Source organism: Cobetia sp. 2AS (genome assembly GCF_029846355.1).
GTDB classification, from domain to species: Bacteria; Pseudomonadota; Gammaproteobacteria; order Pseudomonadales; family Halomonadaceae; genus Cobetia; species Cobetia amphilecti.
In genome coordinates this window covers 80,573-93,154 of record NZ_JARWKQ010000002.1, presented here as the reverse complement: position 1 = coordinate 93,154, position 12,582 = coordinate 80,573, and the positions used below count along the sequence as shown (strand labels likewise).

The 12,582-nt window shown below is 62.2% G+C and carries 10 protein-coding genes; 3 read left to right on the top strand and 7 right to left on the bottom strand.

Going from position 1 to position 12,582, the window contains the following annotated elements; all coding sequences use genetic code 11:
• Positions 1-14 precede the first annotated feature (14 nt).
• From fliJ to fliF, 5 genes are read right to left on the bottom strand one after another with little or no spacing between them, the layout of a single operon-like run.
• Positions 15-464, bottom strand: a complete 450-nt coding sequence (gene fliJ, locus QD356_RS05585; RefSeq protein WP_192838831.1) for a flagellar export protein FliJ — start codon at positions 462-464, stop codon at positions 15-17.
• A gap of 40 nt (positions 465-504) precedes the next feature.
• On the bottom strand, positions 505-1,863 hold the full coding sequence (gene fliI, locus QD356_RS05580) for a flagellar protein export ATPase FliI (RefSeq protein ID WP_192838830.1): 1,359 nt from the start codon (positions 1,861-1,863) through the stop codon (positions 505-507).
• Positions 1,864-1,873: 10 nt separating this feature from the next.
• A complete protein-coding gene (locus QD356_RS05575; RefSeq protein ID WP_192838829.1) occupies positions 1,874-2,779 on the bottom strand; it encodes a flagellar assembly protein FliH in 906 nt (301 codons plus the stop codon).
• 40 nt (positions 2,780-2,819) lie between these two features.
• Positions 2,820-3,818, bottom strand: a complete 999-nt coding sequence (gene fliG / locus QD356_RS05570; protein ID WP_192838828.1) for a flagellar motor switch protein FliG — start codon at positions 3,816-3,818, stop codon at positions 2,820-2,822.
• Complete coding sequence (gene fliF / locus QD356_RS05565) at positions 3,811-5,589, bottom strand: flagellar basal-body MS-ring/collar protein FliF (RefSeq protein ID WP_192838827.1); 1,779 nt, start codon at positions 5,587-5,589, stop codon at positions 3,811-3,813. Before fliF ends, fliG begins: the two co-directional genes overlap by 8 nt.
• A gap of 269 nt (positions 5,590-5,858) precedes the next feature.
• On the opposite strand from fliF, the gene fliE reads away from it, so the two are divergent.
• Positions 5,859-6,224 (top strand): flagellar hook-basal body complex protein FliE, encoded by a 366-nt coding sequence (gene fliE, locus QD356_RS05560; RefSeq protein WP_225996564.1) that lies wholly within the window; start codon positions 5,859-5,861, stop codon positions 6,222-6,224.
• A gap of 211 nt (positions 6,225-6,435) precedes the next feature.
• On the opposite strand, the gene QD356_RS05555 is transcribed toward fliE, so the two are convergent.
• Positions 6,436-7,728 carry a FliC/FljB family flagellin gene (locus QD356_RS05555; protein ID WP_192838826.1) on the bottom strand — a complete coding sequence of 431 codons (1,293 nt, stop codon included), beginning with the start codon at positions 7,726-7,728 and terminating at the stop codon, positions 6,436-6,438.
• A 423-nt stretch (positions 7,729-8,151) separates the two neighbouring features.
• On the opposite strand from QD356_RS05555, the gene QD356_RS05550 reads away from it, so the two are divergent.
• A complete protein-coding gene (locus QD356_RS05550; protein ID WP_192838825.1) occupies positions 8,152-8,910 on the top strand; it encodes an RNA polymerase sigma factor FliA in 759 nt (252 codons plus the stop codon).
• Positions 8,911-9,095: 185 nt separating this feature from the next.
• Here the strand turns inward: QD356_RS05550 and QD356_RS05545 are convergent, their stop codons facing one another.
• Positions 9,096-10,697, bottom strand: coding sequence for an MFS transporter (locus QD356_RS05545; RefSeq protein WP_192838824.1), 1,602 nt, complete (start codon positions 10,695-10,697; stop codon positions 9,096-9,098).
• Positions 10,698-11,436: 739 nt separating this feature from the next.
• Here QD356_RS05545 and QD356_RS05540 point away from each other — a divergent pair.
• Positions 11,437-12,426, top strand: a complete 990-nt coding sequence (locus tag QD356_RS05540) for a DctP family TRAP transporter solute-binding subunit (protein WP_192838964.1) — start codon at positions 11,437-11,439, stop codon at positions 12,424-12,426.
• Positions 12,427-12,582 lie beyond the last annotated feature (156 nt).

Below are 12,582 nucleotides of genomic sequence, written 5' to 3'. Positions count from 1 at the left end.
TCGACTGGCCGTCTTCAGCCATTGGCACGGCGTAACCAGGCCTGGGTGGCTTGCTCATCGCTCTGGCGTTGCTCGGCGGTGCGCGCCTGCAACGCGGCGCTCAGGCTGGCGCGGTCCGCCAGGCCCTGCCAGGCCGCGTGGGTCTGCTGTTCCTTCACCAGCCGCTGATGCTGATGGTGCGTCTGGGTCTGTTCCTGGGCCACCCGCATGCGACATTGGGCAATCGCCTTGTCCAGCGAGGCGATGAAGGCCTGATAGTTGTGCCAGCTGGCCGGGTCCAGCCCCTGAGTCAGGCGTGCCTGCATCTGCTGGCAGTAGTCGAGACGGTACTGCTCGAGGGTGACCAGTTGCTGGGCAGCGGTTTCCTGACGCTGACGCTGGCTGGAGAGCTGGCGCGCAGCGCCATCACGCCGGCGCTCGCTCAGCTGGGTCAGGGTGTCGAAACGTGACGATGAGATGGCCATTCAGTGAGGGTTCCCGATCAATGACAGGTGAAGGCGGCCATCATGGCTGGGCCAGCAATTGTTCGAGCATGTTCGTACTATCGGCAAGACTTGCGTGCTGTGTAGTGCCTTGTTGCAGGAAACGTCCCATCGGCTCGTGCAGACGAACCGCGGCGTCGAGCACCTTGTCGTTGCCGGGCTGGTAGGCGCCGATGGCGATCAGGTCCTGATTGCGCTGATAACTGGAATAGAACTGCTTGAAGCGACGGGCGCGAGTGAGCTGCCGCTCCGGCGCCACCGCCGACATCGCGCGGCTGATCGAGGCTTCGATATCGATGGCCGGGTAGTGGCCGCTTTCCGCGATGCGCCGCGACAGCACGATATGCCCATCCAGAATCGCGCGGGCACTGTCGGCGATGGGGTCCTGCTGGTCATCGCCTTCGGTCAGCACGGTATAGAAGGCGGTGATCGACCCGCCGCCACGCCGTCCGTTGCCGGTGCGTTCCACCAGCGCTGGCAGCTTGGCGAAGACCGAAGGCGGATAGCCCTTGGTGGCCGGTGGCTCACCGATGGCCAGGGCGATCTCGCGCTGGGCCATCGCGTAACGGGTCAGCGAATCCATGATCAGCAGCACATTCTGGCCCTTGTCACGCAGGGACTCGGCGATGCGTGTCGCGTAGCTGGCGCCCTTGAGGCGATGCAGCGGCGTCATGTCGGCCGGCGTGGCCACGACCACGGCGCGCTTGAGACCTTGTTCGCCGAGAATGTTCTCGATGAATTCCTGCACCTCGCGCCCACGCTCGCCGATCAGGCCGACCACGATCACATCGGCATCGGTGAAGCGCGCCATCATGCCCAGCAGCACACTCTTGCCGACGCCAGAGCCGGCGAACAGCCCCATGCGCTGGCCACGGCCGACGCTCAGCAAGGCATTGATGGCGCGAATGCCGACATCCAGCGGCGTGTCGATGGGCGCGCGCTCCAGTGGATTGAGCGGGCGGCTCTCCAGCGGCGCATGTTCGACATCTTCCAGCGGGCCGAGGCCATCAAGCGGGCGACCCACGCCGTCGACGACCCGCCCGAGCAGCGCTTCGCCGACCGGATAGCGTCGCTCGCCGACATTGCCATGCCCGAGGGGAAACACCCGCGCCCCCGGTGCGACGCCGCTGAGCGGGTCGATGGGCATCAGGTAGAGGGTCTGATCGGCGAAGCCGACCACCTCGGCCTCGGCCGGCGGCAGGTTCGCGCCCAGCTCGACCAGACAGCTGGCGCCCACCGGCAGGCGCAGGCCGACCGCTTCCAGCACCAGGCCGGTCGCGCGTACCAGCCGGCCATTGCTGCGCTGGGGCTCGAGGCTCTCGACACGCTCACGAATGGCGCCGAGCGCGCTGCGCCATTGCTGTGCGGAATAGGGGCTCATGGCGTGTCACTCATGTGCGATCTCCTGCCAGCTCGGTGCGTGCCTGCTCTGGCTGTACATGTTCTGACGACTGGCGTTGCACGATGCGCGAACCGCTGGCCTCATCCTTGCCATGCAGGCTGCCGTCGGCGCTGCCGCGATGGCGCAACTGGCGTGACAACATCTCCAGGCGGCTTTCGAGGCTGGCATCGTGACAGCCGCTGTCGGCTTCGGCGCGACATCCGCCGAGGCTCAGACTGGCGTCCGGCAGACATTGCCAGCCCAGCTTGGCGAGCTGTTGGCCCATCGCCTGCTCGACGCGCGGCAGGTCGTCCGGATTCAGGTAAAGACGCGGACGGCCGATCAGCGGCGGATCCGCCGCCAGCAGGCTGCGCACGCTGTCGATGATGTGCTCCGGGTGGGCACGAAATGCCTCGCGAGCCAGATGCTGACCGACGCTGATGGCCAGTGCCGCCAGCTCATCGCTGATCTGCTCATCCAGGCACGCCAGCGATTGCTGCAGATTCTCGATCAGCGGTGCCAGCTGGGCGGCCTGCTGTTCGAGCGCTAGCTGGGCGGCCTCGGCCTGACGCGCCGCCTGCTCGGCGGCTTCCTGCCTTGCACGCGCCAGACCCGCTTCATAACCGGCTTTCTCGCCCGCGGCATAGCCTTCGTCACGTGCCGCCTGTTGCTGCTCTAGCGTCTCCTGTTCGAAGGTCGAACGGGCACGCTGCGCCATGCGCCGAATCAGGCCGACATCCGGCGCCGCAGTGTGCGGCATGCCGGCTTGAAAGCCGCCACCCGACTGAGGCGATGCGGGCTTGCCATCCAGCGCGTCGAGTTCCAGCGGCTGCCATTGATGCATGTCATCGCTGCCTGCCACGTCGCGCTCGGCCCACGGGTCAGGCGCGTCATGATGCGGATCAGAACTGGACATGGTCCTCACTAGACGTAGCCCTCACTAGACATGGTCCTCATTAGACATAGTCCTCGCCACCGCTGTTGATCACGATCTCGCCGCTGTCGGCCAGTCGACGCACCGTCTGCAGGATGCTCTTCTGCTCGGCCTCGACCTGGCTGACACGCACTGGGCCGCGCGCCTCCATGTCATCACGCAGCATCTCGGCAGCACGCTGCGACATGTTCTGCAGGAATTTCTGGATGATCGCCTCGGGGGAGCCCTTGAGCGCCGTGACCAGCGTCTCGTTGTCGATCTCCTTGAGCAGCAGCTGGATGGAGCGATCCTCGAGCCCGACCAGGTTCTCGAACACGAACATCTCGTCAATGATCTGCTGCGCCAGACTCTCGTCGTGATTACGTACCGCCTCGAGGACCTGCTCTTCCTGCTGGCCCGGCATTAGGTTGAGTATCTCGGCCGCGGTGCGAATGCCGCCCATCTTGCTGCGCTTGAGGTTCTGGCCACTGAGCATGTTGCTCAGCACTTCTGTCAGCTCCTGCAGGGCCGCCGGCTGCACGCCACTGAATGTGGCGATACGCAGCAGCACATCGTTGCGCAGGGTGTCGGAGAAGTGCTCGAGAATCTGCGAGGCCTGATGGCGCTCCAGATGCACCATGATGGTGGCGATGATCTGCGGGTGTTCGTCGCGGATCATCTCGGCCACCAGCGGTGGCTCCATCAGGTTCAGCGTCTCGATGCCATTGTTCTGGCCGGAGCTCTCGTAGATGTCTTCGAGCAGCGAGCTGGCGCGCTCCTGACCCAGCGCCTTCACCAGCACCGAGCGGATATGGTCGGTGGAGAGCAGATTGACGGCGCTGAACTGCTCGCTGTCGGCGTGGAATTCCTCCAGCGTCTTCGCCATCTGCTCCTGGGTGACCTGCGGCATGTTGGTCATCGTCGCACTGAGCTGCTGGATCTCTTGGGCAGACAGGAACTTGAAGACCTCTGCGGCGCTGTCCTCGTCGAGGCTCATGATCAGGGCCGCGCTGCGTTCCATGTTCGTCAGTGTCTTACTCATGGTGACTCATCCAGTTCTTGAGGATCATGGCGACCATGCGCGGGTCATCGCGGGCCATGTCACGCGCATCCTTGAGGTTCTGCTGATAGGTGGTCGGCGTGCGCGGGCCACTGGCCGGCGCTGTCTGGCTCGCCATCATGCTGCCCAGATCGCCATTGGCCGTCGCCAGACCAGACTCCATGGCGCCGATACCACCCACTGCGCTGCCGGCTGCCTGAGTGCCGGGCGGCTGACCGATGGTCTGGTAGGCCTCCTGCGGACGCAGCAGCGGCTGCAAGAGCGGGCGCAGCAACTTGCGATATAGCAGCCAGGCGATGAAGCCGATGATCAGGTATCGGCCAAGCTCGATGGCCAGCGCCTGCATCTCGGGATTGTTGAGCCACTTCTCCCACCACCGCTGCGGCGGGCCGGCGTTCTGCTGTTCGGCGGTCATGAAGGGCGCATTGATCACGCTGAGGCTGTCGCCACGCTCGGCATTGAAACCCATCGCCTCGCGCACCAGCGAATCGATCTGTGCCAGCTGGTCGTCTGCCAGCGGTTCGCTGGTCGGGTTGCCGTCACTGTCCATGATGCGACGGTGATTGATCACCACCGCCACCGAGAGATTGTCGAGGCGCCCCAGGCGCGCACGGGTGTGGCGCACGCGCTTGTTGACTTCATAGTTGATGGTGCTGCTGCGCTGATAGTTGCTCAGACCGCTGGCCGCGTCGTCAGTCTGTGTGGTGCCGTCACTATTCGCCGCGTCATCGGCATTGATGGGCGAGGCGGCAATCCCCGGGGGCGTGTTGGAGAGGGCACCCGGCACGCCGCCGATGCCGAGCATCTCGCCGGCGCCGGTATTGTTGAGCTGTTCACTGCGCACTGCTGCGCTGCCCGGCTGCTGATTGGGCGTGTAGTGCTCTTCGGTCTCTTCGGCGTGGGAGAAATCGAGCTGGGCGCTGACCTCGGCGTGGAAGTTGTCGCGTCCCACCAGTGGCGTCAGCAGGGCATTGATGCGCGATTGATAGCTGCGCTCCAGTGCCTGGGCATATTCCAGCGCGCTGCCATCGAGATTGAGCGCATCGCCCGCCGGGCGCGACAGCGGATTGCCGTCCTGATCGACGACGGTGATGTCTTCGCTGGCCAGGCCCTGCACGCTGCCGGCCACCAGATGCTGGATGGCCTGGATCTGACGTGCCTTGAGCTGCTGGCCGCCCTTGAGTTCAACCACGACGGACGCCGTCGCTGGGCGGCGCTCGCGCACGAAGACGGAATCTTCCGGCAGTGCCAGGTGCACACGGGCGCTGGACACGGGCTCGAGACTGGCGATGGTGCGCGACAGTTCGCCGGACAGGGCGCGCTGATAATTGACGTGTTCGGTGAACTGGCTGATGCCGAAGGCCTGGGTATCCATCAGCTCGAAGCCGGAACCGCCCTGGCTGGGCAGGCCCTGCTGGGCAAGTGCCAGACGCAGGCGATAGACATCTTCCTTGGGGACCTCGACGGTGGCGCCTTCATTGCTCAGCCGATAGGGCACGCCGGTCTGCTCCAGCTGCGCGACGATCTCGCCGCCTTCGCTGGCGGGCAGATCACGATAGAGCACACTCCACTGGGTGCCAGCGCCCCACAGCAACAACGCGACGATGACAGCCACGCTGAAGGCGGCCGCCATGATGAGCGGCAGACGTGGCAATGCCGCCAGGCGCGCCATCAAGGGGTTGGCTGGCTTGTCCGATGATTGTGGCGTCGTCGAGGTGCCCGACTGGGCCGCTGTCTGGCTGGGTGTACTCATGCAGATGTCCGATAAGCGCCGTGGTCTGAACTCGCAGCGGGTGATTCCAGCAAGCAGGGCGAAACATGAAAACGATGGATCAACAATGTCGCGTTTCGCAGCGCCTTCTTGCGTAGGCTGGCCATTATCGAAGCTGGGCGCACATCCAATCAGACGAATAGCGTCGCAAAACAGGGGTATTAGTCACTTTCAGCCGCTCGACTGACTGGTAGTCTGAGCCCCACTGAAAGCGGCAGACGAATGGCGCGCGTTGAGAAAGGAGAGGCGGGATGGCAATTGAAGCAGTCGGCGCGGCGATGTCATCCGCGATGACGGGCAGTCTGCAGCAGCTCGATCAGATGGCGGCGCAGGCAGCCGCGGGAAGCAATGCTCAGTCGGCGGGCGCAGTGTCAGAGGCCAGCGGCACTGATGCTCAGGGCTTTGCCGGCATGCTCAAGGATTCGCTGGCGCGCGTCAGCCAGTCACAGCAGGTCGCGGCGGGGCAGGCCAAGGCCTTCGAGCTGGGCAGCCCGGGTGTCAGCCTCGATCAGGTCATGGTGGCGGGCCAGAAGGCTTCACTGGAATTCGAGATGACCGTACAGGTGCGCAACAAGCTGCTCAGCGCCTACAAGGAAATCATGAATATGGCGGTGTGATTCATGTTCGCATTCCAATGAAAAAGGGCAGACGCGATGCGTCTGCCCTTTTTTGTTTTCTGGCGGTGGTGCTGGATATCGCTGGCGGAGGTTGGAATGCACGAGTTCTGTCAACTAAAAGGACCAATATCAACAAGGCCACTATCCTCTGCCAGCGACGGGCCTGCCACTCTTGCTGAGTGACAGGCCTATGCAGCATGCGAGTCAGAGATCAGCCCAGCAGTGACAGCACGTTCTGCGGCACCTGGTTGGCCTGGGTCAGCATGGAAGTCCCCGCCTGCTGCAGAATTTGTGCAGTGGTCATGCTGGACACTTCTTCTGCGTAATCGGCATCCTGAATACGCGACTGGGCAGAGGCCAGGTTGGTTTCAGTCGTCGCCAGGTTGGTGATGGCAGAATCGAAACGGTTTTGCACGGCACCGAGGGCGGAGCGTTGGCTATCGACCTTTTTGATCGCACTGTCAATTTGTGCCAGAGGGTCCAAAGATGCAGTGCCATCAAATTGCTCCGTTGCGCTTGCTCCGCTTAGCTCAATGACACTTGCGTCTGTTTCAGACGTAGGGGAGCCGCCACCATTAGCTAGGGCAGCAGATGCTACTTCGTAACTGCTTCCTTGAATATCCACATATGATGTAACTGTACCATCATCAGCTGAGCCAACCTTGACTAGCTGGTCAGGTAGAGAAACTGCATTTGCAGTTGTAATACCATTTTCTTCATCTGCATAACTAACTTTAACTTTGTTTAATTCCACTTTTCCAGTTGAGTCATCTACGGAAGCAGCATAATGATCATCTCCAGATTTAACTATAAAGTTGCTTGTGGCATTGCCATTGGCATCTTTTACGTTATGAAGACTTATACTATCGGCATCAACGCCTAAAGTACTTGCTGCGCTACTTAGATTGACGTCGGCAGGGGTTCCGCCCCCATTAGTAACTTGTGAAAGCTTGTCGCTAATATTGAGTGTGTTGCTGCTAACAGAGAAGCCCTCTAACCCAAGTGTGCTGCGATTCGTTCTCTCCAACTCAATATCAATTGTGTCATCATCGTATGCGCCGACTTGAATGCTAAGTGAGTCATCAGTGTCTAATACATTGATTCCATTGAAGCTGGTTTGTTCTGAAATACGGTCAATCTCATCCATACGCATGGTGATCTCGTCCTGAATGGACTGGAGGTCTTCTGCATTATTAGTACCATTCTGTGCTTGGACAGTCAGCTCACGTACTCGCTGCAGGTTATCGTTGACCTGATTCAATGCGCCTTCAGCGGTCTGGGCGACAGAGATGCCATCGTTGGCGTTACGCTGTGCCTGGGACAGGCCGGTGATCTGGGAGTCCATGCGGTTGGCGATGGCCTGGCCGGCGGCGTCGTCCTTGGCGCTGTTGATGCGCAGGCCGGAGGACAGACGTTCCATGGAGGTGTTCAGGGCGTTCTGGGACTGATTCAGGTTCTGCTGAGTCACCATGGAAAGGGTGTTGGTATTGATCACTGAAGCCATGTGTCACTTCCTGTCGTAATGGGGAGATAGATGGCGTGTCGCCAGTAACGACTCCTGTGCCGTTGCTTCAGTTATCGTCGCGGCGCGACAGAACTTTAGAATTTTTTTGCAGCCTTTCGACGTTTCTCATTCCGACTGAGTTTCTGGCTCGCCCCGTGAGATGCTCGCGACATTCTGTCGATCTGCTGTCGGGCGTTGTGCGTGTCTCGTCTTCCCTCTCTGTCTCTTCACGTCTGTCTTCATTTCCGCCTCCCCGAGGCGGAGTGGCGACGTAAGGCAGGAAAGCCGTCGCTGAGGGTAGCTATTCGAGCGAATGGTTTGTGGTGAGGGCGCGACAATACGCTGGGAACAGGAGTCCCGACGATGGGGGCGCGACCCTGAGTCAAACGACCCCGAGGGATGCAAGCGAGGACCAGGACGCCGATGTATACCGCCAATGGGCGCATGGCCCAGCAGGATATCTACACCGAGTATCAGCCGCTGGTGCGCCGCATCGCGCTGCAGTTGCAGGTGCGCTTGCCAGCGAGTGTCGATCTCGAGGATTTGATCCAGGCCGGCATGTTAGGGCTGTGTGAATGCGTGGGCCGCTATGAGCAGGGTCATGGCGCCAGCTTTGCCACCTATGCCAGTCAGCGCATCCGTGGCGCGATGCTCGATGAGCTGCGCTCGCGCGACTGGTTGCCGCGCAGTGTGCGCCGTGCCGGACGCGAGCTTGAAAGCGTGATCCAGCAGCTGGAGCAGAGCCTGGGCTATCCCCCCGAGGAGACCCAGATCGCCGCCGCCATGGGGCTTGAGCTGGAGGATTATCGACGCCTGCTGCTGGACACCAACAACGGCATGGTGATGTCGCTGGACGAGATGATGGATGAGGAAGGCGGGCTGGCGGGCGGTTATGCCTCGCCTGAAGCGACGCCTTTCGCCACGCCGTTTGCCTTGCCGCATGATGCGCTGGAAGAGGCCGATACGCGGCGGGCCTTGAATGAGGCCATCGCGCGGCTGCCGGAGCGCGAGAAGCTGTTGATGGCGCTTTATTATCAGGAGAAGCTCAACCTCAAGGAGATCGGCGCGGTACTCGATGTCACCGAGTCGCGTGTCTCGCAGCTGCATTCCCAGGCCGTGCGCCGTCTGCAGGGTGTGCTGGCACCGCATCTGGTGGCACGGGCGGGCAAGCGTCGTCGCTGAGCCTCTATCCTGAGTCTCTATCGTTGTGAGCCTTCTTCGTTTCCCCGAGCTTTATCCTCTCGCTGAACCGTCTTGCTGTTACGCCTGCCTTGTTTCTCCTGTCTCAGTTTCGCCCGCCCAAAACAAGAACACCGCCCTGAGAGGCGGTGTTCTTGTCTATCACTCGAGCATGTCATCAGACGTGATCAGTAGCTCTCGCGCTCCGGCTCCGACTTGACGCGGCGCTCCTCTTCGCTGAGGTGCTGGGCCTGCTCATCGATATGGCCATCCAGATGCCAGTCGTCTTCCATGCCGGTGACGCGATCGTTCATCACGCCTTCTTCGTTGTCGACCTGCTGCACGACGCCTTCCTCTGCTTCAGCGGCGGCTTCCTGTTGCTGGGCAGCGAGCTCTTCCTCGCTCGGTTCCGGCTCAGGTTCGGCGTCGAAGTCGAATTCCAGCTGACCGGTTTCCGGCTCGGTGATGGCTTCCTCGACCCAGGCGGCGCTCAGCGGACTGGTGGTGGAGGGCGCTACCACATAGTGGCCGGGGTGATCGCCTTCCTCGGCATCCAGTTCCTGGCGCGGCTTGCTGGTGACACTGGCGGCCAGAATCACGATCAGCACGTGAATGGCGGTCAGGGTATAGAGGAAGCCGACGGCCCCGAAGCGCTCCATCAGCAGACCCGCGGTGAGCGGGCCCAGAATCGCGCCCGCGCCATGCATCAGCACCAGCGTGCCGCTGGCGGAGATGATCTGTGGCGTGGTCAGCAGGTTGTTGGCCGCCGCCAGGAACAGCGAGTACTGGGTCAGGATCAACCCGCCGAGGCCTGCACCCATCAGCGCCATGGTCAGCATGCTGCCACCACTGAACGGCACGCCACCGATGGACAGCGCGATCGCCCCGAGACTGCAGCCCAGAATCACCTTCTTGGCCGACAGCTTGTCGGAGAGCTTGCCCAGCGGCCATTGCAGCAGGGCGGCACCCAGAATGAAGGCGCCCATGAACCAGGAGACTTCCTGCACCGGCAGGCCGGCGCGGTCGGCATACACCGCGCCCATGCCGAAGACGGTGCCGTTGGCGATACCGGTGGCAAAGCCGCCCAGGGTGCCCAGCGGCGCCAGGCGCAGCAGACGAACGATCCCCATCGCCTCCGGCTGCGCGCCTTCCGGTTGTGGTGAGGCGGACAGCAGCATCGGCACCAGCGCCAGCGACATGATCACCGACACCAGGATAAACAGCAGATAGGTGTCCGGGTTGGCGACGTTGAGCAGCAACTGGCCGCCGCCCATGCCCAGATAGGTGATCACCATGTAGATGGCCAGCAGACGGCCACGCATCTGGTTGGTCGCCTGGCTGTTGAGCCAGCTCTCCGCGACCACGTAGAGGCCGGCGAAGGCGAAGCCGGTGATGAAGCGCATGGCGATCCACACCTCGGGCACCACATAGAGTGCGTGGATCAGGATGCACACCGAGGTGATGGAGGCCAGCGCCGCGAAGGTGCGCACATGGCCGACCCGGCGCAGCTTGCGGGGTGCAAGCGTCGAGCCGAGCAGGAAGCCGGCGAAGTACGCCGACATGATGATGCCCGTCATGGTGTTGCTGAAACCTTCCGAGGAGGCGCGAATCCCCAACAGACTGCCTTGCAGTCCGTTCGCCAGCATCAGCATCCCCATTCCCAGCAGCAGCGACCACAGAACGACCGCTGCGCCGAGACTGCTGGTCGGCTGCAGTCGTTTGCGCGAGGTGTCGAGCGGCTCGGTCTCGAAGGTGGGAGTGGGTATGGCTTCCTGCTGGGGGTTCGGCATGGAAGGGGGCCTCATCGGTCAGGGTCGGGACCGTGGGAGCGGTGCCGACGAGATGTCAGGTACGACACTTGCGTGCGTGGTGTTGGTCAGTCGTGGTCGGTCCTTGCGGGAACGGCGCTCAGTCTACCGACCGAATCCGGAGTCTGCGACCCGTGGTGCGCCATTGTGTGGTTGAAAGGCGACATATCGTGAAATTTGTCTCAAGGATGTAATGAGGTGGATAAATATACAGTGTCTCATGAAATCCTGCCCCGGCCCGGGCTCGGGACACGCTGGCGCTGTAAAGGCACGGCATCCTGCAAAGGGCAATATCGCCAAGCTCCCTGTTGGTGGGGCCTGCGCGAGGGTTGGCCCTCGTGCATCGCTGGATGCACTCCTTGGCGACACGCGCTGATGACACCACATGGTCGAGCGTTTCGTACTCAAGAGGTCTCGGAAAACCCGAGGGGTGGATGAATATACAGTAATCGGTAATGCAGCAAGACAGCATGTGAGCGTCGAAAAAGCGCCGATCTGTCGCATGGTCGAATGGTCAGCGACCAAAGTAGATGCGAATCTGCCTCTGGACACACTCAACAACATCATAATCAAGAGGTTATTCATGACCCTGACCGCTGCACACGCCAACGCTGGCCCCGCCTCTCGTCATCTGCGTTACCGCTCTTCGGATCATTCGCCAGCTCTTTCTCAAAGCCATACCGCGCGCCCGCGTGTCGCTGCCACGGGGCGCTCTGCCCTGATGGCCGGCGTGCTTGGCCTGGCTCTGCTGTCACCGCTGATGGCGAGTGATGCCGAGGCGCGTGAGCTGTCCGTCTCCACCGTGCTGTCGGATGCCTTCCCGTGGGGGCAGGCGGCCGAGAAGTGGGCCGAACTGGTAGAGGAGCGCTCCGGTGGCGAGCTCACCCTGCGCGTCTATCCGAATGCCCAGCTGGTGGCGGGGGACCAGACCAAGGAGTTCTCGGCCATGCGTCAGGGGCTGATCGATCTCGCGGTGGGCTCGACCATCAACTGGTCGCCCCAGGTACCGGAGCTTAATCTGTTCTCGCTACCGTTCCTGATGCCGGACCACGCCGCCATCGATGCGCTGACCCAGGGCGAGTCGGGCAAGCAGGTCTTCGCCGCCATCGAGTCCAAGGGCATCAAGCCGCTGGCGTGGGGCGAGAACGGCTTCCGTGAGGTGTCCAACTCCTCGAAATCGATCACCTCGCCGGATGACCTGAAGGGCCTGAAGATTCGTGTGGTGGGCTCGCCGCTGTTCCAGGACACCTTCACGGCGCTGGGTGCCAACCCGACCCAGATGAGCTGGGCGGATGCCAAGCCGGCACTGACCACCGGGGCGGTGGATGGACAGGAGAACCCGCTGTCGGTGTTCGATGTCGCGCGCATCGACCAGGTCGGTCAGACCCACCTGACCCTCTGGCACTACATGGCGGACCCGCTGATCTTCGCCGCCAACCAGCGCGTGTGGAAGTCGCTCAGTGAACAGGAGCGCACTCTGCTGACCGAGACGGCCAAGGAAGCGGGTGCCTGGGAGATCGCCATGAGTCGTGAGGGCAATGCCCAGCGGCTGGCGGACATAGAGGCGCGCGGCGTGAATGTCGTCAAGCTCGATGAGGATGCGATGCAGACCTTCCGTGACGCTACTCAGTCGGTCTACGCCAGCTGGACACCGAAGATCGGTGAGGGGCTGGTCGAGACGGCACGTGCCGAGGTCGAGGCCTCGCGCTGAGTCTGGCCATGATCGCCGCTGCTCACGGAGCAGATGACAACGGGAATAATGCGGTCTGTGCGCGTTATTGAGTGAAGAACCACGCCGGGGCCTGACAGCCTCGGCGTTCGTGTGGATCGCGTGTCATGTCGCAAAAGTCGCAACAAATCTCTCAAC

Coding starts and splice junctions, on each gene's coding strand:
- fliJ (WP_192838831.1), bottom strand. CDS start 464: ATGGCCATCTCATCGTCACGTTTCGACACCCTGACCCAGCTGAGCGAG.
- fliI (WP_192838830.1), bottom strand. CDS start 1,863: ATGAGCCCCTATTCCGCACAGCAATGGCGCAGCGCGCTCGGCGCCATT.
- QD356_RS05575 (WP_192838829.1), bottom strand. CDS start 2,779: ATGTCCAGTTCTGATCCGCATCATGACGCGCCTGACCCGTGGGCCGAG.
- fliG (WP_192838828.1), bottom strand. CDS start 3,818: ATGAGTAAGACACTGACGAACATGGAACGCAGCGCGGCCCTGATCATG.
- fliF (WP_192838827.1), bottom strand. CDS start 5,589: ATGAGTACACCCAGCCAGACAGCGGCCCAGTCGGGCACCTCGACGACG.
- fliE (WP_225996564.1), top strand. CDS start 5,859: ATGGCAATTGAAGCAGTCGGCGCGGCGATGTCATCCGCGATGACGGGC.
- QD356_RS05555 (WP_192838826.1), bottom strand. CDS start 7,728: ATGGCTTCAGTGATCAATACCAACACCCTTTCCATGGTGACTCAGCAG.
- QD356_RS05550 (WP_192838825.1), top strand. CDS start 8,152: ATGTATACCGCCAATGGGCGCATGGCCCAGCAGGATATCTACACCGAG.
- QD356_RS05545 (WP_192838824.1), bottom strand. CDS start 10,697: ATGCCGAACCCCCAGCAGGAAGCCATACCCACTCCCACCTTCGAGACC.
- QD356_RS05540 (WP_192838964.1), top strand. CDS start 11,437: ATGGCCGGCGTGCTTGGCCTGGCTCTGCTGTCACCGCTGATGGCGAGT.